The sequence below is a fragment of the Serratia sp. CY43202 genome (assembly GCF_052168755.1).
In the GTDB taxonomy this organism is placed as follows: Bacteria; Pseudomonadota; Gammaproteobacteria; order Enterobacterales; family Enterobacteriaceae; genus Serratia; species Serratia bockelmannii.
On the sequence record NZ_JBJNMB010000009.1, the window covers coordinates 58,374 to 84,639 of the forward strand.

Genomic DNA, 26,266 nt, shown 5'->3' on the forward strand with positions numbered 1-26,266 from the left:
AAAATTTATTGCCGCCGAAAAACGCCGCGCGCCAACGCAATGGATATGTTGGACTTTCCTGTCAATCTCTCGCAATAATGATGAAGGACACTAGAGCGGCATCCGGGCGCTGCGTCCCGGATCCTATTCTAAATTTGAACTGGAGTGGCAATGGGTCAGGAAAAGCTCTACATCGAAAAAGAACTAAGCTGGTTATCCTTTAATGAACGCGTGTTGCAGGAAGCCGCAGATAAGAGCAATCCCCTGATTGAACGTATGCGTTTTCTGGGCATTTACTCCAACAACCTCGACGAGTTCTATAAAGTCCGCTTCGCCGATCTCAAACGGCGCATCCTGATCAGCGAAGAGCAAGGCTCCGCCGGTTCCTCGCGCCACCTGCTGAAAAAGATCCAGGCCAAGGTGCTGAAAACCGATCAGGAGTTCGACGGCCTGTACAACGATCTGCTGCTGGAAATGGCCCGCAACCAGATCTTCCTGATCAACGAACGCCAGGTGTCCGAGAACCAGCAAATCTGGCTGCGGCAATATTTCAAACAACATCTGCGCCAGCACATCACGCCGATCCTGATCAACCACGACACCAACCTGGTGCAGTTCCTGAAAGACGACTACACCTATCTGGCGGTGGAGATCATCCGCGGCGCCCGCACCGACTATGCGCTGCTGGAGATCCCGTCCGACAAGGTGCCGCGCTTCGTCAATCTGCCGCCGGAAGCGCCGCGCCGCCGTAAGCCGATGATCCTGCTGGACAACATTCTGCGTTACTGCCTAGACGATATCTTCAAGGGCTTCTTCGACTACGATGCGCTCAACGCCTATTCGATGAAAATGACCCGCGACGCGGAGTACGATCTGGTCACCGAAATGGAATCCAGCCTGCTGGAACTGATGTCCTCCAGCCTGAAACAGCGCCTGACCGCCGAGCCGGTGCGCTTTGTTTATCAGCGCGACATGCCGAACGAAATGGTGGAACTGCTGCGCGGCAAGCTGGGCATCTCCAACTACGATTCGGTGATCGCCGGTGGCCGCTACCACAACTTCAAAGATTTCATCAGTTTCCCGAACGTCGGCAAGGCCAATCTGGTCAACAAGCCGCTGCCGCGCCTGCGCCACATCTGGTTCGACGGTTTCCGCAACGGCTTCGACGCCATTCGTGAAAAAGACGTGCTGCTCTACTACCCGTACCACACCTTCGAGCACGTGCTGGAGCTGCTGCGCCAGGCGTCGTTCGATCCGAGCGTGTTGGCGATCAAAATCAACATCTACCGAGTGGCGAAAGATTCGCGCATCATCGAATCGATGATTCACGCCGCGCACAACGGCAAGAAGGTCACGGTGGTGGTCGAGCTGCAGGCGCGCTTCGACGAAGAAGCCAACATTCACTGGGCGAAGCGCCTGACCGAGGCCGGCGTACACGTGATCTTCTCCGCGCCGGGCCTGAAAATCCACGCCAAGCTGTTCCTGATTTCACGCCGTGAAGGCGATGACATTGTGCGCTATGCTCATATCGGCACCGGCAACTTTAACGAAAAAACCGCGCGCATCTACACCGACTATTCGCTGTTGACCGCCGATTCACGCATCACCAACGAGGTGCGCCGGGTATTCAACTTTATCGAGAACCCCTACCGGCCGGTCACCTTCGACAACCTGATGGTGTCGCCGCAGAACTCGCGCCTGAAGCTGTATGAGCTGATCGACAACGAAATCGCCAACGCGCAGGCCGGGGAACAGGCCGGCATTATGTTGAAAATAAATAATCTGGTGGATAAAGGACTGGTAGATCGGTTATATACCGCGTCCGGCGCCGGCGTGAAGATCCGCCTGCTGGTGCGGGGCATGTGTTCCCTGATTCCCAACCTGCCGGGGATCAGCGACAATATTCAGGTGATCAGCATCGTCGATCGCTTTTTGGAACACGATCGGGTTTACGTTTTCGACAATAAAGGTGACAAACGGGTGTATCTGTCCTCCGCCGACTGGATGACCCGCAACATAGATTACCGTATCGAAGTGGCGGTATCGCTGCTGGATCCGGCGCTGAAACAGCGCGTTCTGGACATTCTGGAGATCCTGTTCAGCGATACGGTCAAGGCCCGTTATGTGGATAAAGAACTGAGCAACCAGTACGTGCCGCGCGGCAACCGCCGCAAAGTGCGCGCCCAGGTGGCTATTTACGAGTATTTAAAAGCTCTGGAACAACCAGGACAGTAGGCCAGCAACTATGCCGCTAAAAAACACTGCATCGAACAAACCGCAGGAAATCGCCGCCATCGACCTCGGGTCGAACAGCTTCCACATGGTGATCGCCCGCGTCGTCAACGGCGCTTTACAGGTATTGGGCCGTTTGAAACAACGGGTACATCTCGCCGACGGATTGGACAGCAACAACGTACTCAGTGAAGAGGCGATAGAACGCGGCCTGGCCTGCCTGGCGCTGTTTGCCGAACGGCTGCAGGGCTTCCCGGCGGATAACGTCACCATCGTCGGGACCCACACCCTGCGTCAGGCGGTGAACGCCGAAGTATTCCTCAAGCGCGCCGCCAAAGTGATCCCCTACCCGATCGAAATCATCGCCGGCCAGGAAGAGGCGCGCCTGATCTTCATGGGCGTGGAACACACCCAGCCGGAGAAAGGCCGCAAGCTGGTGATCGACATCGGCGGCGGCTCCACCGAGCTGGTGATCGGCGAAGACTTCGAGCCGCTGCTGGCGGAAAGCCGCCGCATGGGCTGCGTCAGCTTCGCCCAGCTGTTCTTCCCGGGCGGAGAGATCAGCAAAAACAACTTCCGCCGCGCTCGGCTGGCGGCGGCACAGAAGCTGGAAACGCTGGCCTGGCAGTACCGCATTCAGGGCTGGCAGTACGCGCTGGGCGCCTCGGGTACCATCAAGGCCGCCCACGAAGTGCTGGTGGCGATGGGAGAAAAAGACGGTCTCATCACCCTGGAACGCCTGGAAATGCTCGCCGAACAGGTGCTGCAGTTCAAAAGCTTCGGCTCGCTGAGCCTGCCGGGGCTGTCGGAAGACCGCCAATCGGTGTTCGTGCCGGGGTTGGCTATCCTGTGCGGCGTGTTCGACGCGCTGGCGATCCGCGATCTGCGCTTGTCCGACGGCGCGCTGCGCGAAGGCGTGCTGTATGAAATGGAAGGCCGTTTCCGCCACCAGGACATCCGCAGCCGCACCGCCAAGAGCCTGGCCGATCACTACAACATCGACCGCGAACAGGCCAAACGGGTGCTGGAAACCACCGAGTTGCTCTACTCACAGTGGATGGCGCAAAACACCAAGCTGGCGCATCCGCAGCTGGAGGCCCTGCTGAAATGGGCCGCCATGCTGCACGAGGTGGGGCTGAGCATCAACCACAGCGGCATGCACCGCCATTCGGCCTACATTCTGCAAAACTCCAACCTGCCTGGCTTCAATCAGGAACAGCAGCTGCTGCTGGCGGCGCTGGTGCGCTTCCACCGCAAGGCGATCAAGCTGGAAGAGCTGCCGCGCCTTAACCTGTTCAAGAAGAAACACTACCTGCCGCTGATCCAGCTGCTGCGTCTGAGCACCCTGCTCAACAACCAGCGTCAGTCGACCACCACGCCGGAAACGCTGCGCCTGACCACCGACGACAACCACTGGACGCTGCGTTTCCCGGCCGGCTACCTGGCGCAAAACAACCTGGTGCAGTTGGACTTCGAGCGCGAGCAGGCCTACTGGAACGACGTCGTCGGCTGGAAGCTGCTGATCGACGAAGAAGGCTCGCAAGACGAACAGCGCTCCGCCTGATCCTTCGCCCCCTGCCAGCCAGGGGGTTTTTCTTTCCGCCCCCGCTCCGCCAACCTAAACGAAACCCTAATACGGCGCGCCGCTCGCCGGAAAAAAATGGACAACTTTTGTCATCAGCGCCTAAAATCCGGTTACAAATTCTCGAGCGAATAACACAGGACACCGGCATACCGGGTGATATATGCGCAAGAAAACCACCGGACAGATGACGAAGATAGTGTTGTTTATCAGCTTTATCATTTTAGTCGGCCGACTGCTGTACGCCGCCGTGGTGGCGGTGCCTCATCATCAGGAAAAAAAGCAGGCCGCTGCGCAAAACGCCGCCGAAGTCAGCGCGCCGCAACAGGACGCCACCTCTGAATAACCGCCGCGCCCCGTCCGTTTCATAAAAATGACTCCGGCACTCGCTATGCTCTATCTTTTAATGAGCCTGCGTCAGGAACGCCGAGCGCCCGTTAAGGAACACCATGTCAGCCGCAACCCATAACGTCAAAAAAGTCGCTGAACACCGCCAGCGCATTCTTACTCTGTTGTTGAACAATAAGGAATTGGTCGACGGCATTCTCGGCCGGCCGGGGGATGAACACGCCCTCAGCCAAAGCGAACGGCTGAACCAAACGGCGGAAATTACCGGCCTGCTGGACGACATGCACGCCGCCGACCTGGCGGACCTGCTGGAAGCGCTGCCGCAGGACGAACGCATGGCGCTGTGGCGGCTGGTGGGCAACAGCAAGCGCGGCCAGACGCTGGTGGAAGTCGCCGAGCCGGTCTGGGACAGCCTGATCGAGGAAATGAGCGACAAAGACCTGCTCAAGGCGATCAAAACGCTGGATGTCGACGAACAGGCCTACCTGGCGCAATACCTGCCGCGTAACCTGATGGGCCGGTTGCTGACCTCGCTGGAGCCGGAGCAGCGCGCCCAGGTGCGCGAGATGAGCCAATACGCCAAAGACAGCGTCGGCTGGATGATGGATTTCGAACTGGTGACGGTGCGGCCGGACGTCACGCTCGGCGCGGTGCACCGCTTTTTGCGCATGCGCAAAACCATTCCCGACGCCACCGATAAACTGTTCGTCACCGACCGCAAAAACACCCTGCTGGGCGAGCTGCCGCTGACCGCGGTGCTGCTGAACGATCCGGAGATCCCGGTGCGCGACGTGATGGACAGCGATCCCGCCACCTTTCAGCCCGAAGACAAGGCCGATGATGCGGCCGGCGCCTTCGAACGTTATGACCTGATCAGCGCCCCGGTGGTTGATGCCAAAGGCAAACTGATGGGCCGCCTGACCATCGAAGAGATCGTCGACGCCGTCAACGAAGAGAGCGACACCAATTTGCGCCGCATGGGCGGTTTGAGCCCGGAAGAAGACGTGTTCGCCCCGGTCAGCAAGGCGGTCAAGACCCGCTGGGCCTGGCTGGCGATCAACCTCTGCACCGCATTCATCGCCTCCCGCGTGATCGGCCTGTTCGAACACACCATTTCCCAGCTGGTGGCGCTGGCGGCGCTGATGCCGATCGTCGCCGGCATCGGCGGCAACACCGGCAACCAGACCATCACCATGATCGTGCGCGCGCTGGCGCTGCACCAGATCGAAGTCGGCAATATCTCGCGCCTGATGTTGAGGGAGCTGGGCGTCGCCATCATCAACGGCGTGGTGTGGGGCGGCATCATGGGCGTGATCACCTGGCTGCTTTACGGCGACGCGGCGATGGGCGGCGTAATGACGCTGGCGATGCTGCTCAACCTGCTGCTGGCGGCGCTGATGGGCGTGGTGATCCCGATGACCATGCTCAAACTGGGCCGCGATCCGGCGGTCGGCTCCAGCGTGCTCATCACCGCGCTGACCGACACCGGCGGCTTTTTCATCTTCCTCGGCCTCGCCACCCTGTTCCTGCTGTAAGACGCTCAAAGCCGGCTCCGCGCCGGCTTTTTCGTCATTCTGTCGCCGGGCCTGCGCTAATGCAGTAAAGTCGGTCCTCCCGGTAGGTTTTCCTCTCACGCTGTACTACCCTTTGCCAATAAATCGCCTTAATTCATTCACGTCATGAATTCAATCACAGGCAGAGGCCATCGGTAAGGGTGCCTATGGAGATCAGCGCGCCGAACACGTTCGGCACACACAAAGGCGTCGTGCTGACGCATTCCCTATTCGTGGCGCTGGCGACGTTTTTGCTCGCCTTGCTGAGCCTGTCGTTATCCAGTGAGGCTCATCACTTCACGCCGCTGTGGTTCCCGACCGCCGCCGCGATCGCCGTGCTGTTCCGCCACGCCCCGCGCCACTGGGGCCTGCCGCTGCTGGCCAGCGGCCTCGGCATCGTGCTCGCCAGTTTCTTGCTGTTCGGCGTCAGCGCCACTCCCGTCAAGCTGGCCGCCATCAACCTGTTGGAAGCGGCGGTTTGCGCCCTGCTGCTGCGCCGCACGCTTCCGGCGATCGATCCGCTGAGCGATCTGGGCTGTTGGCTGCGCTTCGTGGTCTGCGCGGTGATCTTTACCCCATTGTTCAGCGCGCTGCTGGCCGCCGGACTGACCCCCACGCCGGACCAGACGTTTTGGCAATCGTTCGGCACCTGGTTCATCGCTGAGGCGATAGGGGTGCTGTCGCTGGCGCCGCTCGGGCTCACCTATCACCGCCGCCTGTTGGCTGGGCTGAATCCGTATCCGCTGCTGTTGACCCTGATGGGATCGCTGGCCTTCAGCTATCTGGCGCTGACGCATCTGCCCTTCCCCTTTACCTTCGTCATCCTGCCGCTGCTGTGGGCGGCTATCGCCCTGTCGCGCTTCGAAACCTTCGCCGTCTGTTTCTGCACCCTGCTGTTGATCACGGTGCTGATCTCGCTGGGCGTGCTGCACCTGCAGGCCTCTGCACACGTCTTCGGTGAGCTCGGCCTGTACTTGCCGATGCTGCTGATCCTGATCCCGGCGCACGCCATGGCGATGGTGATGCACACCTTCCGGGTGGAGAAACAGCACATCGTCGAGAGCGAGAGCCGGTTTCGCAGCGCGCTGGAGTATTCCGCCATCGGCATGGCGCTGGTGTCGCCGGAGGGCAAATGGCTGCAGGTCAATCAGGCGCTGTGCAAACTGCTCGGCTATCCGCCCGAAAGACTTTATCGCCTGACCTTTCAAGAGATCACCCACCCGGACGATCTGAACGCCGACCTATCCCAACTGCACGAACTGCTCGACGGCCATATCAGCAGCTACACCCTAGAGAAGCGCTATATCCGCAGCGACGGCCAGACGGTCTGGGCGCTGCTGGCGGTCTCGCTGGTGCGCGACGGCGAAGGCCGGCCGTTGTACTTCATCTCTCAGGTCGAGGACATCAGCGGCCTCAAACGCAGCGAGGCGGAGAACAACCGGCTGGTGGAGCGCATTACGCTGGCCAACCAGGTGGGCGGCGTCGGCATCTGGGAATGGGTGATGAACCAGGAAAACTTCACCTGGGATCAGCGTATGTTCGAACTCTACGATCTCAATCCCGACCAAACGCCGACGCAGGCGCTGTGGCGCAGCCTGCTGGTGCCGGAAGATCGCGAGCGCACCGATCGCGAACTGGCCGAGATCCTGGCGCAGCCGCGGCCGTTCATCATGGAATTTCGCATTACCACGCGCGCCGGCAAATTGCGCCATATTCGCGGCCAGGGCAACGTGATCCTCGACGACCACGGCCGGCCGCTACGTATGATCGGCACCAATATCGACATGACCGAGCTCAAGATCCTCGCCGAGGCGCTGCACGAAGAAAAAGAGCGCCTGCACATCACTCTCGACGCCATCGGCGAAGGGGTGATCTCCACCGACGGCCACCTGCGCATCACCTTTATGAACCCGGTGGCCGAGCAAATGTGCGGCTGGCCGCTCGACCTGGCGTTCGGCATGCCGGTCGCCGGCGTGGTGCGCCTGACCAACGGCAAAGACGGCCCGGAAATCGAAAACCTCACGCAATACCCGCGGCAATGGCCGGCGGACTATGCGCTGGTGCTGCACAGCCGCGACGGGCGTTATTTCGACGTGCAGCAGTCGGTCTCACCGCTGAAAACTCTCGACGGCGAAACCATGGGCGCGGTCATGGTGCTGCAGGACGTCACCGCCTCGCGCGAACTGATGAAAAAGCTCAGCTATAGCGCCTCACACGACGCGCTGACCGGGTTGCCGAACCGCACCCGCTTCGAGAAGCAGCTGAAGGCGGCGATCGCCGCCACCGGGGAACCGTCGCCGCCGCATTCGCTGGTATTCCTCGATCTGGATCGGTTCAAGGCGGTGAACGACACCGCCGGCCATGCGGCGGGCGATGCCTTGCTGCGCGACATCGCTCAGTTGATGCGCCACCAGCTGCGCAATAGCGACTGCCTGGCTCGGTTGGGTGGCGACGAGTTCGGTCTGATCCTGTTCGACTGCCGGCTGGAACAGGCCAAATCGCTGGTACAGCAGGTGGTCAACCAAATCAGCCAGCATCCGTTCTATTGGGAAGGAAAAATTTACCGCGTCGGCGCCAGCGCCGGCATCACGCACATCAGCGGCGACGCCCAAAGCAGCGAACTGTTGGCGCAGGCCGACATCGCCTGCTACACCGCCAAACACCACGGGCGCGGCCAGGTTTATCTATACGAAACGCGGCAAAAACAGCTGCTGGAACGGCAGCATGAATTGCTGAACTCGCAGGAGGTACAGGCCATCATCAGCGAGGGGCAACTGCGGCTGCTGACCCACGCGGTCGCGCCGCCGGCGACGCCGCTGTCGGCCGCGTTCCACCAGGTGAAGCTGCAGGTGATGGCACCGGACGATCGGCCGCTGCCGCACGAGGCGTTCATCGCCGCCGCGCAGCTGTACGGCCTGATGCCGGATATCGACCGCTGGGCGGTGGCGCAGCTGCTGGTATCGTGCGCCGACGACATCAAGCGCAAGGGGCTGTCGCTCGCGCTGCCGCTGGCTATCGACAGTCTGCTCAGCGCCGACTTCCAGCGCGAGCTGACGGAAACGGTGCGCGCCTCCTCGCTGCCGCCGCAGGCACTGCTGTTTAGCGTCGATGAGGCTGCGGTGCTGGAACATGCCGCGCAGTGCCGGGCATTTCTCCGCGAGCTGCAGCAGCTGGGCTGCCGACTGATCGTCAACGGCTTTGGGCATAACATCAATGCCTTCGATGAGTTGGGCGATCAGAAGATAGACATCATTCGCATCGATGAACGCTTTATCACCAACCTGCACTGCAACCAGATGGATGAACTGATGGTCTCGATGCTCAACGGCGCGGCGCATCGGATCAAGGCGCAGACGCTCGCCGGGCCGGCCCACCAGCCGGTGACGCTGCAGGCGCTGCGCGATGTCGGCGTCGATCTGGCAGACGGCGACCAGGTGGCGCTGGAGCAGCCGTTGGCGGTTCTGCTCAGCGACGGCTACTTCGGCATCCGCTAACGCCTTCCCTCGCCGGCGCCGTCTCCCGGGCGCCGCCGCACGTCTCGTCTTTCACATTATGTTAACCCATACGAGATTAGTGATATAAATAACACCTGAAGCTTAAACGATTAAGTAATATGAAGCTCCCATGCGGACATCGACGTATCCGTTGATTTTCCTCGACATGTGATAGCTCAGGGATAAGGGACTATGGAAAAGAAATGGTTTTCCGCCAGGGAACTGATGGGGAAAGCAGGGTTGCCCTCGACCCCGCAAGGGGTCAATCTGATGGCCCGGCGCGAAGGCTGGGTCAGCCGCCGCCGCAGCGGCGTGCAGGGTAAAGCGCTGGAATACCATATCGACAGCCTGCCGTTCGGCGCGCGCAGCCTCTCGGCGTTGCACGAGGCCGACCACCCGGACTACGACATCAAACGCCAGGATCCGGTTCGGGTCTGGATCGAGTATTACTACCATCTGACGCCGGCCGAGCGGGAAAAGCTGCTGGCGTTCCTGATGCGTGAAGGCATGAGCCGCCTGCTGCAGCTGATCGACGCCCCCGCTAGCCCGAAACCTTAATCCTCCCCTTCCGGCGCCCAACCGTCGTTATGCCACAGGTGCAACGTGGCGTAGGAGCGCCACGGGCGCCAACGCTCGGCATAGCGTTCGATCTGGCGCGGCGTCATGCCGGGGAAACGCTGTTTGATCAAGTAGTCGCCGGCCAGGAACACGTCCGGCCACGACCAGGCGCGCATGGCGATATAGCTGGCGGTCCAGCTGCCGATGCCCGGCAGCGCGGTCAGCGCCTTGATGCCCTGTTCAATATCCAGCACGTTATCGAGCTGCAGCCGTCCTTCGCCCAGCGCGCGGGCGATCTCGATCAGCGCCGCCGCGCGCTTCACCTGCACCCCGAGCGGGCGCAGTTCTTCGGGCTGCAGCTGCGCCACCCGTGCTGCGGTGGGGAAGACATGGGTGATGCCCTCATGTGGCGTTGCCAGGGCTTCCCCCCAGCGTTCGGCCATCCGCCCGGCGAAGGTCGCCGCCATTTTCACGCTGACCAACTGGCCCAGCACCGCACGCGCCGCCTGCTCGAAACTGTTCACGCAGCCCGGTAGGCGCAATCCCGGCGCATCGGCCGCCAGCGAACCCAGCGCCTCGTTGATGCGATCCGGTGCGGCGTCCAGATCAAACAGCAAACGCACACGACGCAACACCTCCGTCGTCACCAGACTGAGCGTCGGCGCTACCTCGACCCGAACCCGATTGCACGCCTCTTCCGGCTGTACGCTGACCCAGCCGCAATACTCCGTGCCGGCCTGGCTGACGGCGATCGAGCGCAGGTAGCGGCGTCCCTCGACCCGCTCTACGCCCTGCACGGCGCGCGCCTGCAAGAAGTTCAGCATGCGATCCCAGTCATAGGGCGGCCGATAGCCCAGGTGGAACACCAGGCCGCTGGCGGCCGCCCGTTCACCACGCGCGCCGCCGCTGCGCAGCGCCGACGGGATCAGGCGGTAGCGCGCCTTGAACAGCTCGTTGAAACGCCGCAGGCTGCCGAAACCGGCGGCGAACGCCACCTCGCTGAGCGGCAGGTCGGTATCCGCCAACAGGCGTTTGGCCTGCAGCAGCCGGTGCGACTGCGCGTAATCGATCGGCGAAGCGCCAAACTGCTCGGCGAAGATACGCCGCAGGTGGCGATCGGAAATGCCGAGCCGCGCCGCCAGCGCTTCGCAGCTGTGTTCGGACAGATAGCCTTGCTCGATGAGCTGCACCGCCACCTGGGCATAGCGGTTGCCCAGATCGATCAGCGCCAGGCCAGGGGCCAGTTCCGGTCGGCATTTGAGGCAGGGGCGAAACCCCGCCAGTTCAGCCGCCGCCGCGCTCGGATAAAAGGTGCAGTTTTCCCGCTTCGGCGTGCGGGCGCTGCACACCGGGCGACAATAGATGCCGGTGGAAGAGACGCCGACGAAAAAACGGCCGTCGAATTTGCGGTCACGCGCGCGCAGCGCGTCGTACAACGCTTGCTGTTGAGTATTCATGGCAACGCTCGGGTTCGGTTTTTTCTGCATTATGGGGCTCGCCTGACGCGCTGACGTGCGGAATTCGGACATTAAGTTAAGCACGCCGCCGCCGCGCCCGCTAAATTTTTCGACACTCGCGCATTGGCGCATTGCCCGCCGGCCCCGTCTCGGGTAAAGTCGCCCCCCTTCATTGGCATGGGGACAAAAAAGAGATGTTTATTGGATTCGATTACGGGACAGCCAACTGTTCCGTTGCAGTGATGCGCGACCACGGCCCCGAGCTGTTGACGCTGGAAAACAACGAGCCGTATCTGCCTTCGATGCTGTGCGCGCCGACCCGCGAAGCGGTGAGCGAATGCCTGCACCGCCATTGGCAGGTGCCGACCGGCAGCGAAGAAAACCAGCAGCTGCTGCGCCGCGCCATCAGTTACAACCGCGAAGAAGACATTCCGGTCAACGGCGACAGCGTGCTGTTCGGCCTACAGGCGCTGGCGCACTATATGGAAGATCCCGAAGAGGTGTACTTCGTGCGCTCGCCGAAGTCCTTTCTCGGCGCCAACGGCCTGAAACCGCAGCAGATCGCGCTGTTCGAAGACCTGGTGTGCGCCATGATGTTCCACATCAAGCGCCAGGCGGAAAACGTGCTGCAGACCGGCATCGATCAGGCGGTGATCGGCCGGCCGATCAACTTCCAGGGCATCGGCGGCGACGAAGCCAACCGGCAGGCGCAGGGCATTTTGCAGCGCGCCGCCGAACGCGCCGGTTTCAAAGCCATTGAATTCCAGTTCGAGCCGGTGGCGGCCGGGCTGGACTTCGAGGCGACGCTGAGCGAAGAACAAACCGTGCTGGTGGTGGACATCGGCGGCGGCACCACCGACTGCTCGGTGCTGCTGATGGGGCCGCAGTGGCGCGACCGCGCCGATCGCCAGCAGAGCCTGCTGGGCCACAGCGGCTGCCGGGTCGGCGGTAACGATCTGGACATCATGCTGGCCTTCAAACAGCTGATGCCGCTGTTCGGCCTGGGCGGCGAAACCGCGAAGGGCATCGCCCTGCCGGCGCTGCCTTACTGGAACGCGGTGGCGACCAACGACGTGCCGGCGCAAAATGACTTCTACAGCGCCGCCAACGGCCGCGTCCTGCGCGATCTGATCCTCGACGCGGCGGAGCCGGAAAAGGTCAAACGCCTGCTGAAAGTGTACCAACAGCGCCTGAGCTACCGATTGGTGCGGGCGGCCGAAGAGAGTAAGATCGCCCTGTCCGGCCAAACGGCCATCAGCGCGCCGCTCAATTTCGTGCAGGCCGATCTGGCGGAGAGCATCAGCCAGGCTCAGCTCGCCGACGCCATTTCGCAGCCGTTGATGCGCATTCAGGAGCAGGTCAGCGCCGCGCTGGCCAGCAGCCAGACCGCGCCGCAGGTGATCTACCTGACCGGCGGCAGCGCACGCTCACCCCTGCTGCGCGCCGCGCTGCAACAGCAGCTGCCGGGCATTCCGATCGTCGGCGGTAACGACTTCGGCTCGGTCACCGCTGGGCTGGCGCGCTGGGCGCAAACGCTGTTCCGTTGACAGCCCAAGGGCGCGGCTCGCCGCGCCCTTGTTCATTGGAGGCTATGCATCATGTCAACCATCCTTACCCTCGACAGCGCCAGGCTGCGGCTGCGCGCCTGGCGCGACGACGATCTGCCGGCCTTCGCCGCGCTTAACGCCGATCCGCAGGTGATGCGCTATTTCCCGGCGACGATGACGGCCGAGGAAAGCCACGCGCAGGCCGAACGCATCCGCGCCTTCATGCAACAACATAGCTGGGGGCTATGGGCGGTGGAAGTGAAAGGCGGCGCGCCTTTTATCGGTTTTGTCGGGCTGGCGCGGCCGGGCGACGATCTGCCTTGTGCCCCCTGCGTGGAGATTGGCTGGCGGCTGGCGGCGGCTCACTGGGGCAACGGCTACGCCGCTGAGGCGGCGCGCGCCGCGCTGGCGTACGCCTTCGACACGCTGCACTTGCCGGAAGTGGTGTCCTTCACCGCCGAAAATAACCAGCCGTCGCGCCGGGTGATGACGCGCATCGGCATGCAGTTTGACGGCGAAACCTTCCTGCACCCGCGCCTGCCGACGGGCCATCCGCTGCAAAAGCACGTCTTGTATCGGCTGAACCGGCAAATGTGGCGCGAACGCCACGGCGATTAATACAGCGTATCCTTCAGCCGCTGCGGCAGCGCGCTGTCGTACTCCTCACCGTCGAAGCGCGTTTGGCTCACCGCGGCCAAAATATGGCCGGGGCTGGGCAGCGCCGAACGTTCGAGGCGGCTGCCCTCTTCCCACAATCCCGAACGCAAGATCGCCCGGCTGCACTGGAAGAACACCGCCTCCACCCGAATGCGCAGCACCGAACGCGGCAGCTGGTTGCGGTGGACGAAGCGCTGCAGCATCGCTGGCGCCACCACGATTTCCGCCCGCCCGTTAATTCGCAGCGTTTCGCCGATGCCGGGGATCAGCAACAGCAGCGCCACCCGGTTGTCGTGCAGGATATTGCGCAGGCTGTCGATGCGGTTATTGCCGCGACGGTCCGGCAGCAGCAGGGTTTTCTCGTCTTCGATATGGATAAAACCGGCCGGATCGCCGCGCGGAGAGACATCCATGCCGTCCGGCCCGACCGTCGAGAGCGCGGCAAACGGCGCCGCCTCGATAAACGGGCGGTACGCCGGGTGAATATAGCTGACTTCTTTAAAAACCGAGGGCGCGGCGGGTTTGCCGTACAGCTGTTCCAGCGTCGCGAGGTCGTTGATGATATCACCAGACATTGCGGGTTCCTGAATGGGCCATGTTAACCCCTTCAGCATAGAGCAAAATCGCCGCCGGGTAACGCCCCCTACTCGGCGCTGGCGTCGTTCAGCGCCTGAATGTCGTCCGCATCCAGCGTCAGGCGGGTGGCGCTGACCAACTCATCCAGCTGCGGCAACGAGGTCGCACTGACGATCGGCGCGGTGATGCTCGGGCGCGCTATCAGCCAGGCCAGCGAAACCTGCGCCGGGGAGCTGCCGTGTTTGCCCGCCACCTGATCCAGCGCCGCCAGAATGCGGAAACCGCGCGGGTTCAGGTAGCGTTCGACGATGCGATCGCCGCGCTGGCTTTTGCCCTCGTCCGCTTTGCTGCGGTATTTGCCGGTCAGAAAACCACTGGCCAGCGCGAAGAAGTTGATCACCCCGAGGCCATGGCGCTGCGCCACGCCTTCCAGCTCGGCTTCATACCCTTCGCGCGCATACAGGTTATATTCCGGCTGCAGGGTTTCGTAGCGCGCCAATCCGTTGCTCTCGCTCACCCGCAGCGCTTCTTCCAGGCGATCCGCCTGATAGTTGGAGGCGCCGATCGCCCGCACCTTGCCGGCCTTGATCAGCGCATCGAACGCCGCCAACGTCTCTTCCAGCGGCGTATCGCGGTCATCGTCGTGCGACTGATAAAGATCGATATAATCGGTTTGCAGGCGACGCAGCGAGTCCTCCACCGCCTGCTGAATATAGCGCGGCGACAGCCCCTGCTTGCCTTCGCCCATCGGTTTGCCCACCTTGGTGGCGATGATCACCTGGTCGCGCTTGCCGCTCTTCTTCAGCCATTCGCCGATGACGGTTTCCGATTCGCCGCCCCGGTTGCCCGGCGCCCAGCTGGAATAAACGTCGGCGGTATCGATAAAGTTGAGCTGATTGTCCACCAGCGCATCCAGCAGGCTGAACGAGGTCGCTTGATCCGCCGTCCAGCCGAACACGTTGCCACCGAAGGTTAACGCCGGCACCTGAATGCCTGAACGACCCAGTTGTTTCTTGCTCATCACAAAGGCTCCATGGGTTAAATGATTTGCCTGTTAATTATTAGCGCCAAATACAGGAAATCGTTAAAACGTATTGGCTATAAGCCGGAATAAATCACTTATAAACATAGCACGCGCAAATCACCCAGTTATTAAGACAATGCTGACGGTTCCTCCATATTTCCTTCATTTTTATGCCGTCTTCGCTGGCTAAACTAGTATCCTGTAAGGAGTGTCATTTTTGTGGCAATGAGTGCCCGCGCCCCTGCCTTTTGGAGAGAATTTTCACCACCATGAATGCAAAACCCCAACGTCGTTCCCTGCTGCTGCGCCTGCTGGTTGCGGCGATTGCGATCATCGTCGCCGTTCTGGCCTGGCGCCATTTCAGCGCCGCCCAACCGACCGCTGGGACGACGCCGGGCGCGCACCAGGCCGCCGGTAAAACGGGAGCGGGCCGCGCGGCGGGCGGCAGACGCGGCGCGCCGATGTCGCCGGTGCAAGCGGCGACCGCCACGCAACAGACGGTGCCACGCTATCTTTCCGGCTTGGGCACCGCCACCGCCGCCAATACCGTGACCGTCACCAGCCGGGTCGATGGCCAACTGATGGCGATCCACTTTACCGAAGGCCAGCAGGTCAAAGCCGGCGATCTGCTGGCGGAAATCGATCCCCGGCCATTCCAGGTTCAGTTGACCCAGGCTCAGGGGCAGTTGGCAAAAGATCAGGCCACGCTGGCCAACGCCCGACGCGATTTGGCGCGCTATCAGCGGCTGGTGAAAACCAATCTGGTGTCCCGTCAGGAGCTGGATACGCAGGCCTCGCTGGTGCAGCAGACCGAAGGCGCGATCAAGGCCGATCAGGGCGCGGTCGACAGCGCCAAACTGCAGATCACCTACAGCCGCATCACTGCGCCAATCGACGGCCGCGTCGGCCTGAAACTGGTCGACGTCGGCAACTACGTTACCAGCGGCAGCACTACCGGTCTGGTGGTGATCACGCAGACGCACCCGATCGACGTGGTGTTCACGCTGCCCGAAGGCAGCATCGCCGATCTGCTCAAGGCGCAAAAAGCCGGGCCGGTGAGCGTCGAAGCCTGGGATCGCACCAACCAGAACAAGCTGACGACCGGTTCGCTGCTGAGCCTGGACAACCAAATTGATACCGCCACCGGCACCATCAAGCTGAAAGCGCGCTTCGCCAACGAAGATGACGCGCTGTTCCCCAATCAGTTCGTCAACGCGCAGCTGCAGGTGGATACCCTGCACGATGCGGTGGTGATCCCGACCGCTGCGCTGCAGATGGGCAACGAGGGCAACTTCGTTTGGACGCTCGGCGAAGACAACAAGGTCAGCAAACATCGGGTCACCGCCGGCGTGCAGGACAGCCGGCAGGTGGTGATCAGCGCCGGTCTCAACGCCGGCGATCGGGTGGTGACCGACGGCATCGATCGCCTGACCGAAGGCATGCAGGTGGAAGTGCTCGCGCCGAGCGAAGCGCCGGCGGCGGCCAACGCCAAGCGCGAACCTGACGTTCAGAGGAAGTCCTGATGCAGGTGATGCCTCCCAACGCCGGCGGCGGTCCGTCCCGCCTGTTTATTCTGCGTCCGGTCGCCACCACGCTGCTGATGGTGGCAATATTGCTGGCGGGGATTATCGGTTATCGCGCGCTGCCGGTGTCCGCCCTGCCGGAGGTGGATTACCCCACTATCCAGGTGGTGACGCTGTACCCCGGCGCCAGCCCGGACGTGGTGACCTCCGCCATTACCGCGCCGCTGGAACGCCAGTTCGGCCAGATGTCCGGCCTGAAGCAAATGGCGTCGCAAAGCTCCGGCGGCGCCTCGGTGGTCACACTGCAGTTCCAGTTGGCGCTGCCGCTCGACGTCGCGGAGCAGGAAGTGCAGGCGGCGATCAACTCCGCCACCAACCTGCTGCCGACCGATTTGCCTTACCCGCCGATCTACAGCAAGGTTAACCCCGCCGATCCGCCGATCCTGACGCTGGCCGTGACCTCCACCGCCATGCCGATGACGCAGGTGGAAGACATGGTGGAAACCCGCGTGGCGCAAAAAATTTCTCAGGTGACCGGCGTCGGCCTGGTGACGCTGGCCGGCGGCCAACGCCCGGCAGTGCGCGTAAAATTGAACGCGGCGGCGGTCGCCGCCTATGGCCTGAACAGTGAAACCATTCGCGCCGCCATCAGCAACGCCAACGTCAACTCGGCGAAAGGCAGCCTTGACGGCCCGACCCGATCGGTCACCCTCTCCGCCAACGACCAAATGAAATCTGCCGACGACTATCGCCAGCTGATCGTCGCCTATCAGAACGGCGCGGCGATCCGCCTGCAGGATATCGCCACCATCGAACAAGGGGCGGAAAATACCCGACTGGCGGCCTGGGCCAACAAGCAACAGGCGATCGTGCTGAACATCCAACGCCAGCCCGGCGTCAACGTCATCACCACCGCCGACAGCATCCGCGAAATGCTGCCGACGCTGATTAAAAGCCTGCCCAAGTCAGTCGACGTCAAGGTGTTGACCGATCGCACCACCACCATCCGCGCCTCGGTCAGCGACGTGCAGTTCGAGCTGCTGCTGGCGATCGCGCTGGTGGTGATGGTGATCTACGTGTTCCTGCGCAACGTGCCGGCGACCATTATCCCCAGCGTGGCGGTGCCGCTGTCGCTGGTGGGCACCTTCGCCGCCATGTACTTCCTTGGCTTCTCCATCAACAACCTGACGCTGATGGCGCTGACCATCGCCACCGGCTTCGTGGTGGACGACGCCATCGTGGTGATCGAGAACATCTCGCGCTACATCGAGAAAGGGGAAAAACCGCTCGACGCCGCGTTGAAAGGGGCCGGCGAGATCGGCTTCACCATCATCTCTCTGACCTTCTCGCTGGTGGCGGTGCTGATCCCGCTGCTGTTCATGGGCGACATCGTCGGCCGCCTGTTCCGCGAGTTCGCCGTCACGCTGGCGGTGGCAATTTTGATCTCCGCCGTGGTGTCGCTGACGCTGACGCCGATGATGTGCGCACGCATGCTCAGCCACGAATCGCTGCGCAAGCAGAACCGTTTTTCCGCCGCCTCCGAACGCTTTTTCGACCGGGTGATCGCGCAATATGGCAAGTGGCTGAAAACGGTGCTTAACCATCCCTGGCTGACGCTCGGCGTGGCCGTGGGCACGCTGGCGCTGACGGTATTGCTGTACCTGCTGATCCCGAAAGGTTTCTTCCCGGTGCAGGACAACGGCATCATTCAGGGCACGCTGGAGGCGCCGCAGAGCGTCTCGTTCAGCAACATGGCCGAGCGCCAGCAGCAGGTCGCGGCGCAGATCCTCAAAGATCCGGCGGTGGAGAGCCTGACCTCGTTCGTCGGCGTCGACGGCAGCAACGCCACGCTCAACAGCGGCCGGCTGCAGATCAACCTGAAGCCGCTGAGCGAACGCAGCGAGCGCATTCCGGCGATCATCAGCCGCCTGCAGCAGCAAACGGCGCAGTTCCCCGGCGTGAAGCTGTATCTGCAACCGGTGCAGGACCTGACCATCGATACCCAGGTCAGCCGCACCCAGTACCAGTTCACCCTGCAGGCGATGTCGCTGGACGATCTCAGCCTGTGGGTGCCGCAGCTGATGGATGAGCTGAAGCAAACCCCGCAGCTGGCGGACGTCACCAGCGACTGGCAGGATCAGGGGCTGGTGGCCTATGTCAACGTCGATCGCGATTCGGCCTCCCGCCTCGGCGTCACCATGAGCGACGTGGACAATGCGCTGTACAACGCGTTCGGCCAGCGCCTGATCTCCACCATCTACACCCAGGCCAACCAATACCGCGTGGTGCTGGAGCACGACGTCAGCGCGACACCGGGGTTGGCGGCGCTCAATGAGATCCGTCTGAGCGGCAACGACGGCGCCGTGGTGCCGCTGAGCGCCATCGCCAAAATCGAAGAGCGCTTCGGCCCGCTGTCGGTGAACCATCTCGACCAGTTCCCGTCGGCCACCGTTTCGTTCAACGTCGCCGACGGCTACTCGCTCGGCGAGGCGGTCGACGCGGTCACCCAGGCGGAAAAAAATCTCAATATGCCAAGGGACATCACCACCCAATTCCAGGGGGCGACCCTGGCCTTCCAGGCGGCGCTCGGCAGCACGCTGTGGCTGATTTTGGCGGCGGTGGTGGCGATGTACATCGTGCTGGGCGTGCTGTATGAAAGCTTCATTCATCCGGTCACCATCCTCTCCACTCTGCCGACCGCCGGGGTCGGCGCCCTGTTGGCGCTAATGTTGGCCGGCAGCGAGCTGGACGTGATCGCCATCATCGGCATCATCCTGCTGATCGGCATTGTGAAGAAGAACGCCATCATGATGATCGACTTCGCGCTGGCGGCGGAACGCGAGCAGGGTTTATCGCCGCGCGACGCCATCTATCAGGCCTGTCTGCTGCGTTTCCGGCCGATCTTGATGACCACGCTGGCGGCCTTGCTCGGCGCGTTGCCGCTGATGCTGAGCACCGGCGTCGGCGCTGAGCTGCGGCATCCGCTCGGCGTCTGTATGGTCGGCGGTTTGATCATGAGCCAGATCCTGACGCTGTTCACCACGCCGGTGATCTACCTGCTGTTTGACAAGCTGGCGCGCAACACGCATCGCCAGCTGGATACGCAGGAGCTGCCGTGAAATTCTTCGCCCTGTTCATTCACCGGCCGGTGGCCACCACCCTGCTGACGCTGGCCATCGCCATCAGCGGCGCGATCGGCTTTCGCCTGCTGCCGGTGTCGCCGCTGCCGCAGGTGGATTTTCCGGTGATTTCGATCAGCGCGTCGCTGCCGGGCGCCTCGCCGGAAACCATGGCGTCCTCGGTGGCGACGCCGCTGGAGCGCGCGCTGGGCCGCATCGCCGGGGTTAACGAAATGACCTCGATGAGTTCGCTCGGCAGTACCCGCGTCATTTTGCAGTTCGATCTCGATCGCGACATCAACGGCGCCGCGCGCGACGTGCAGGCGGCGATCAACGCCGCGCAAAGCCTGCTGCCGACCGGCATGCCGAGCCGCCCCAGCTACCGTAAGGTCAACCCTTCCGACGCGCCGATCATGATCCTGACGCTGACCTCGGACACCTACAGTCAGGGGCAGCTTTACGATTTCGCCTCCACCCAGCTGGCGCAGAAGATCAGCCAGACCGAGGGCGTCGGCGACGTTTCCGTAGGCGGCAGCTCGCTGCCGGCGGTGCGGGTGGAGCTGAACCCTTCGGCGCTGTTCAATCAGGGCGTGTCGCTGGACAGCGTGCGGCAGGCCATCGCCAACGCCAACGTGCGCCGTCCGCAGGGCGCCGTGGAAAACCCGCAGCAGCGCTGGCAGATCCAGGCCAACGACGCGCTGAAAACCGCCGATGCTTATCGTCCGCTGATCATTCATTACAACAACGGCTCGGCGGTGCGTTTAGCCGACGTGGCCGAGGTCAAAGACTCGGTGCAAGACGTGCGTAACGCCGGGATGACCGACGCCAAACCGGCGATCATTCTGGCCATCAGCCGCGCGCCGGACGCCAACATCATCGAAACCGTCGAACGCATTCGCGCCGAGCTGCCCGCCCTGCAGGAGAATATCCCGGCCTCGATTCAACTCAACGTCGCGCAGGATCGTTCGCCAACCATCCGCGCGTCGCTGGCCGAGGTGGAACAGTCGCTGGCGATCGCCATCGGGCTGGTGATCCTGGTGGTGTTCATCTTCCTGCGCTCCGGGCGCGCCACGCTGATCCCGGCGGTCGCCGTGCCGGTGTCGCTGATCGGCTCGTTCGCCGCCATGTATCTGTGCGGCTTCAGCCTCAACAACCTGTCGCTGATGGCGCTGACCATCGCCACCGGCTTTGTGGTGGACGACGCCATCGTGGTGCTGGAAAACATTTCCCGCCACGTCGAGGCCGGCATGAAACCGATCAACGCCGCGCTGCTGGGCGCGCGGGAAGTCGGCTTCACCGTGCTGTCGATGAGCGTTTCGCTGGTGGCGGTGTTTATCCCGCTGCTGCTGATGGAAGGCCTGCCCGGCCGGCTATTCCGCGAGTTCGCCGTCACCCTGTCGGTATCGATCGGGCTGTCGCTCATCGTCTCGCTGACGCTCACGCCGATGATGTGTGCCTATTTGCTGCGCCACCAGCCGGCGCGTTCGCAGCGGCGCGCGCGCGGCTTCGGCAAAATGCTGCTGGCGCTGCAGCAGGGTTACGGACGCTCGCTGAACTGGGTGCTCGGCCACTCGCGCTGGGTGCTGGCGGTGTTCCTCGCCACCGTTGCGCTCAACGTCTGGCTGTATATCAGCATCCCGAAAACCTTCTTCCCTGAACAGGATACCGGGCGTCTGATGGGCTTTATCCAGGCCGACCAAAGCATTTCGTTCCAGGCGATGCGCGGCAAACTGGAAGACTTCATGAAAATCGTGCGCGAAGATCCGGACGTGGAAAACGTCACCGGTTTTACCGGCGGCTCGCGCACCAACAGCGGTTCGATGTTCATCTCACTGAAACCCCTGTCGGTACGCAGCGACGACGCGCAGAAAGTGATCGCCCGCCTGCGTGCCCGCCTGGCCAAAGAACCGGGCGCCAGCCTGTTTCTGATGGCGGTACAGGATATCCGCGTCGGCGGCCGGCAGGCCAACGCCAGCTACCAATATACGCTGCTGGCGGACGATCTCGCCGCGCTGCGCGAATGGGAGCCGAAGATCCGCATCGCGCTGGCCGCATTGCCCGAGCTGGCGGACGTCAACTCGGATCAGCAGGATAAAGGCTCGGAGATGGATCTGGTCTACGATCGCGAAACCATGGCGCGCCTCGGCATTTCGGTGTCCGACGCCAACAACCTGTTGAACAACGCCTTCGGCCAGCGACAGATTTCGACCATCTATCAACCGCTCAACCAATACAAAGTCGTGATGGAAGTGGCGCCGCCCTACACTCAGGACGTGAGCTCGTTGGACAAAATGTTCATCATCAACAACGAAGGCAAGGCGATACCGCTCTCCTACTTCGCCAGTTGGCGACCGGCCAACGCGCCGCTGTCGGTAAACCATCAGGGGCTGTCCGCCGCCTCGACCATCTCCTTTAACCTGCCGGACGGCGGCAGCCTGTCGGACGCCACCGCGGCGGTAGAGCGCACCATGACTCAGCTCGGCGTGCCGTCCACGGTGCGCGGCGCGTTCGCCGGCACCGCCCAGGTATTCCAGGACACCCTGAAGTCGCAGCTCATCCTGATCCTGGCAGCGATCGCCACGGTGTATATCGTGCTCGGCGTGCTGTATGAGAGCTATATCCATCCGCTGACCATCCTTTCCACGCTGCCTTCCGCCGGCGTGGGGGCGCTGCTGGCGCTCGAGCTGTTCGGCGCACCGTTCAGCCTGATCGCGCTGATCGGCATCATGCTGTTGATCGGTATCGTGAAGAAAAATGCCATCATGATGGTCGACTTCGCGCTCGAAGCGCAGCGCAACGGCGGCATCAGCGCCCGCGAGGCGATTTTCCAGGCCAGCCTGCTGCGTTTCCGGCCGATCATGATGACCACGCTGGCGGCGTTGTTCGGCGCGCTGCCGCTGGTGCTGACCCGCGGCGACGGCGCGGAACTGCGCCAGCCGCTCGGCATCACCATCGCCGGCGGCCTGGTGATGAGCCAGCTGCTGACGCTGTACACCACCCCGGTGGTCTACCTTTACTTCGACCGGCTGCAGGCGAAGTTCCGCCGCAACAAGCAACTGGCCCCGCTGCCCCATTAATGGCCGACCGATGCTGATGAAACACACCGCCACAGTACGCTGGCAACTCTGGATAGTGGCATTCGGCTTCTTTATGCAGACGCTGGATACCACTATCGTCAACACCGCCCTGCCCTCGATGGCCGCCAGCCTGGGGGAGAACCCGCTGCGCATGCAGTCGGTGATCGTCTCCTATGTGCTGACGGTGGCGGTGACGCTGCCGGCCAGCGGCTGGCTGGCGGACAAGGTCGGCGTACAGCGGGTGTTTTTCAGCGCCATCGTGCTGTTCACCCTCGGTTCCCTCCTCTGCGCCCGCTCGGAAACCCTGAACGAACTGATCGCCTCGCGCGTGCTTCAGGGCGTCGGCGGCGCGATGATGGTGCCGGTCGGCCGCCTGACGGTGATGAAAATCGTGCCGCGCGAGCAGTACATGGCGGCGATGACCTTCGTAACGCTGCCAGGCCAAATCGGCCCGCTGATGGGGCCGGCGCTGGGTGGCTTCCTGGTGCAATACGCCAGCTGGCATTGGATTTTCCTGATCAATATTCCGGTGGGCATCGTGGGCGCCATCGCTACGCTGCTGCTGATGCCCAACTACCAAATGCAGACCCGCCGCTTCGACGTCAGCGGCTTTCTCCTGCTGGCGATCGGCATGGCGTCGCTGACGCTGGCGCTCGACGGCCACAAAGGCATGGGGCTGTCCGGCGGCGCCATCGCCGGCCTGGTGGCGCTGGGCGTGGCGGCGCTGTTGGGGTATGTTTGGCATGCTTACGGCAATAGCCGCGCCCTGTTCTCGCTGCGGCTGCTGCGCACCCCGACTTACAAGATCGGACTGCTGGCCAGCCTGCTGGGGCGCATCGGCAGCGGCATGCTGCCGTTCATGACGCCGCTGTTTCTGCAGGTGGGCATGGGCTTCTCGCCGTTCCACGCCGGGCTGATGATGATCCCGATGATCATCGGCAGCATGGGCATGAAGCGCATCGTGGTGCAGGTGGTCAACCGCTTCGGCTACCGCAACGTGCTGGTGGCCGCCACGCTGCTGCTGGCGCTGGTCAGCCTGAGTTTCCTGCTGGCGGCGATGCTCGGCTGGCTGTGGCTGCTGCCGGTGGTGCTGTTCTTCCAGGGGATGGTCAACTCGCTGCGCTTCTCGGCGATGAACACCCTGACGCTGAAAGATCTGCCGGACCGGCTGGCCAGCAGCGGCAACAGCCTGCTGTCGATGGTCATGCAGCTGTCGATGAGCCTCGGCGTCAGCGTCGCCGGCATCTTAATCGGCAGCTTCGCCCATCACCAGGTGGTGGCCGATAGCCCAGCCATTCACAGCGCATTTATTTACAGCTACTGCTGTATGGCGTTGATTATCGCCCTGCCCGCGCTCGCCTTCGCGCGCGTGCCGGCCGATAGCGCGCCCAACCGCACGCTGACCAAAGAGCCGGGTACCGGCTCAACGAGGTTGCAATGAGGATAGGCATTACCGGGAAGCTGTTCCTGGCCATTTTCGCTACCTGCATGCTGGTGTTGATCACCATGCATTGGGGGGTGCGCGTCAGCTTTGAGCGCGGCTTTATCGATTACATCAAGAGCAGCAACGAGCAGCGCATCAACATGCTGAGCGAAGCGCTGGAGGAACAGTACAGCCACCATGGCAATTGGATATTCCTGCGCAACAACGATCAGGTGGTCTACCAAATCATGCGTTCGTTCGAACAGAATAGCGACAGCAGCCACAATCTGCCGCCCAAGGGCTGGCGCACCCAGTTTTGGGTGGTGGACAGCCAGTTCAATCGGCTGGTCGGGCATTCCGGCCCGTTGCCGAAAGAGGGGCCGCGCCACCCAATCCGCTATAACAACGAGATCGTCGGCTGGGTGCTCACCACCCCGGTCGAGCGCCTGACGCGCAATACGGACATCAACTTCGATCGCCAGCAGCGGCGCACCAGTTGGATTATCGTCGCGCTCTCCACCCTGTTGGCAGCGGCAGTGACCTGGCTGCTGTCGCGCGGCATGCTGGCCCCGGTCAAGCGCCTGGTGGCGGGCACCCACCGCCTGGCGGCGGGCGATTTCACCACCCGCGTGGCGGTCAGCAGCCAGGATGAACTGGGCAGGCTGGCGCACGACTTCAACCAGTTGGCCACCTCGCTGGAAAAAAACGAGCAGATGCGTCGCGCCTTTATGGCCGACGTGTCGCACGAGCTACGCACGCCGCTGGCGGTGCTGCGCGGCGAGCTGGAGGCGCTGCAGGACGGCGTGCGCCAGCCGACGCCGGCGTCGCTAAGCTCGCTGCAGGCTGAGGTATCCACCTTGACCAAACTGGTCGACGACCTGCACCAGCTGTCGCTCTCCGATCTCGGCGCGCTGGCCTATCGCAAGGCGCAGGTGGACTGCGTGCACCTGGTGCAGATCGCCGTTGCCGCCTTCCGTGAACGCTTCCGCGCCAAAGGGCTGGAGATCGTCACCCATCTGCCGGCCCAGGCGCCGCTGTTCGGCGATCCCGATCGCCTGAATCAGCTGTTCAATAACCTGCTGGAAAACAGCCTGCGTTACACCGACGCCGGCGGCCGGCTGGAGATCGGCGCCGAGCTGCAGCCGGGGAGACTGATCCTCTGCTGGCAGGACAGCGCGCCGGGCATCAGCGATCAGCAACTGACGCGCATTTTCGAACGCTTCTATCGGGCGGAGGGTTCACGCAACCGCGCCAGCGGCGGCTCAGGGCTGGGGTTGGCGATCTGCCACAACATCGTGGAAGCGCACGACGGGAAAATCCGCGCCGAGCATTCGCCTTTAGGCGGCGTGCGCATTACAGTAGAATTTGCTACCCCGATAAAAAATAAGGCGCCCTGATGGACATTCAGAATCAACCCGTGCAGATCATGATTGTTGAAGATGAGCCCAAGCTGGGCCAGCTGCTGGTGGATTATCTGCAGGCGGCGGGCTACGCCACCCGCTGGCTGACCAACGGTAATGAAGTGGTGCCGACCGTGCACCAGCATCCGCCGGCGCTGATCTTACTCGACCTGATGTTGCCAGGGGCCGACGGCCTGACGGTGTGCCGCGAGCTGCGCCGCTTCAGCGACGTGCCCATCGTGATGGTGACGGCGAAAATCGAAGAGATTGACCGCCTGTTGGGATTGGAGATCGGCGCCGACGATTACATCTGCAAACCCTACAGCCCGCGTGAAGTGGTGGCGCGAGTGAAAACCATCCTGCGCCGCAGCTATCGGCCGCAGGAGAACGCGCGGGAAGATGATCTGCTGCACATCGATGAACCGCGCTTCCAGGCCAGCTATCAGGGGCAGTTGCTGGATCTGACGCCGGCGGAGTTCCGCCTGCTGAAAACGCTGGCCAGCCAGCCAGGCAACGTGTTTTCTCGCGAGCAGCTGCTGAACAACCTGTACGACGACTACCGGGTGGTCACCGACCGCACCATCGACAGCCACATCAAAAACCTGCGCCGCAAGCTGGAACTGATCGACGGGGAAAAATCCTTTATTCGCTCGGTATACGGTGTGGGCTACCGCTGGGAAGCCGAGCCCTGCCGGCTGATGAATGGGGTTTAGAGGG

17 protein-coding genes are annotated in these 26,266 nt (G+C 62.6%); 14 read left to right on the plus strand and 3 right to left on the minus strand.

What is annotated here, in order from left to right:
- The first annotated feature begins 150 nt into the window (after positions 1 to 150).
- The 6 genes from ppk1 to ACJ8J5_RS18910 all read left to right on the plus strand — a co-directional run bounded on the left by ppk1 (position 151) and on the right by ACJ8J5_RS18910 (position 9,746).
- Entirely contained in the window at positions 151 to 2,214 is a 2,064-nt protein-coding gene (gene ppk1, locus ACJ8J5_RS18885) for a polyphosphate kinase 1 (protein ID WP_025303849.1), read from the plus strand.
- A 10-nt stretch (positions 2,215 to 2,224) separates the two neighbouring features.
- Positions 2,225 to 3,775 (plus strand): exopolyphosphatase, encoded by a 1,551-nt coding sequence (ppx, locus tag ACJ8J5_RS18890; RefSeq protein WP_025303850.1) that lies wholly within the window; start codon positions 2,225 to 2,227, stop codon positions 3,773 to 3,775.
- 181 nt (positions 3,776 to 3,956) lie between these two features.
- Positions 3,957 to 4,139 (plus strand): YfgG family protein, encoded by a 183-nt coding sequence (locus ACJ8J5_RS18895; RefSeq protein ID WP_197811300.1) that lies wholly within the window; start codon positions 3,957 to 3,959, stop codon positions 4,137 to 4,139.
- A 103-nt stretch (positions 4,140 to 4,242) separates the two neighbouring features.
- Positions 4,243 to 5,676: a magnesium transporter gene (mgtE, locus tag ACJ8J5_RS18900; protein ID WP_025303851.1), complete on the plus strand. Its 1,434-nt coding sequence runs from the start codon at positions 4,243 to 4,245 to the stop codon at positions 5,674 to 5,676.
- A 185-nt stretch (positions 5,677 to 5,861) separates the two neighbouring features.
- Entirely contained in the window at positions 5,862 to 9,188 is a 3,327-nt protein-coding gene (locus ACJ8J5_RS18905) for a diguanylate cyclase (protein WP_334274004.1), read from the plus strand.
- A 192-nt stretch (positions 9,189 to 9,380) separates the two neighbouring features.
- The gene (locus ACJ8J5_RS18910; RefSeq protein WP_308379862.1) at positions 9,381 to 9,746 is read left to right on the plus strand and encodes a DNA-binding protein; all 366 of its coding nucleotides are present in this window, start codon (positions 9,381 to 9,383) and stop codon (positions 9,744 to 9,746) included.
- On the opposite strand, the gene alkA is transcribed toward ACJ8J5_RS18910, so the two are convergent.
- The gene (gene alkA / locus ACJ8J5_RS18915; protein ID WP_334274003.1) at positions 9,743 to 11,233 is read right to left on the minus strand and encodes a DNA-3-methyladenine glycosylase 2; all 1,491 of its coding nucleotides are present in this window, start codon (positions 11,231 to 11,233) and stop codon (positions 9,743 to 9,745) included. The genes ACJ8J5_RS18910 and alkA overlap by 4 nt on opposite strands.
- Positions 11,234 to 11,397: 164 nt before the next feature.
- Between alkA and yegD the strand changes: the two genes are divergently transcribed.
- Positions 11,398 to 12,750 (plus strand): molecular chaperone, encoded by a 1,353-nt coding sequence (yegD, locus tag ACJ8J5_RS18920; protein WP_334274002.1) that lies wholly within the window; start codon positions 11,398 to 11,400, stop codon positions 12,748 to 12,750.
- Positions 12,751 to 12,801: 51 nt separating this feature from the next.
- Positions 12,802 to 13,368 carry a GNAT family N-acetyltransferase gene (locus ACJ8J5_RS18925; RefSeq protein ID WP_089181206.1) on the plus strand — a complete coding sequence of 189 codons (567 nt, stop codon included), beginning with the start codon at positions 12,802 to 12,804 and terminating at the stop codon, positions 13,366 to 13,368.
- Here the strand turns inward: ACJ8J5_RS18925 and ACJ8J5_RS18930 are convergent.
- A complete protein-coding gene (locus tag ACJ8J5_RS18930) occupies positions 13,365 to 13,982 on the minus strand; it encodes a pyridoxamine 5'-phosphate oxidase family protein (RefSeq protein WP_127146636.1) in 618 nt (205 codons plus the stop codon). The genes ACJ8J5_RS18925 and ACJ8J5_RS18930 overlap by 4 nt on opposite strands.
- 68 nt (positions 13,983 to 14,050) lie before the next feature.
- A complete protein-coding gene (locus tag ACJ8J5_RS18935; protein ID WP_049204848.1) occupies positions 14,051 to 15,004 on the minus strand; it encodes an aldo/keto reductase in 954 nt (317 codons plus the stop codon).
- Between the two features lie 272 nt (positions 15,005 to 15,276).
- On the opposite strand from ACJ8J5_RS18935, the gene ACJ8J5_RS18940 reads away from it, so the two are divergent.
- The 6 genes from ACJ8J5_RS18940 to baeR are packed head-to-tail and all read left to right on the plus strand — an operon-like array spanning position 15,277 to position 26,262.
- Positions 15,277 to 16,530 carry an MdtA/MuxA family multidrug efflux RND transporter periplasmic adaptor subunit gene (locus tag ACJ8J5_RS18940; RefSeq protein ID WP_334274001.1) on the plus strand — a complete coding sequence of 418 codons (1,254 nt, stop codon included), beginning with the start codon at positions 15,277 to 15,279 and terminating at the stop codon, positions 16,528 to 16,530.
- Positions 16,530 to 19,649 carry an MdtB/MuxB family multidrug efflux RND transporter permease subunit gene (locus ACJ8J5_RS18945; protein ID WP_025303860.1) on the plus strand — a complete coding sequence of 1,040 codons (3,120 nt, stop codon included), beginning with the start codon at positions 16,530 to 16,532 and terminating at the stop codon, positions 19,647 to 19,649. Before ACJ8J5_RS18940 ends, ACJ8J5_RS18945 begins: the two co-directional genes overlap by 1 nt.
- Complete coding sequence (mdtC, locus tag ACJ8J5_RS18950; protein ID WP_313258976.1) at positions 19,646 to 22,726, plus strand: multidrug efflux RND transporter permease subunit MdtC; 3,081 nt, start codon at positions 19,646 to 19,648, stop codon at positions 22,724 to 22,726. The genes ACJ8J5_RS18945 and mdtC overlap by 4 nt, the downstream gene beginning before the upstream one ends.
- 10 nt (positions 22,727 to 22,736) lie before the next feature.
- A complete protein-coding gene (locus ACJ8J5_RS18955) occupies positions 22,737 to 24,167 on the plus strand; it encodes an MFS transporter (protein ID WP_147824119.1) in 1,431 nt (476 codons plus the stop codon).
- Positions 24,164 to 25,546: a two-component system sensor histidine kinase BaeS gene (gene baeS, locus ACJ8J5_RS18960; protein WP_147824120.1), complete on the plus strand. Its 1,383-nt coding sequence runs from the start codon at positions 24,164 to 24,166 to the stop codon at positions 25,544 to 25,546. Before ACJ8J5_RS18955 ends, baeS begins: the two co-directional genes overlap by 4 nt.
- On the plus strand, positions 25,546 to 26,262 hold the full coding sequence (gene baeR, locus ACJ8J5_RS18965) for a two-component system response regulator BaeR (protein WP_004941568.1): 717 nt from the start codon (positions 25,546 to 25,548) through the stop codon (positions 26,260 to 26,262). Before baeS ends, baeR begins: the two co-directional genes overlap by 1 nt.
- Positions 26,263 to 26,266: the final 4 nt, after the last annotated feature.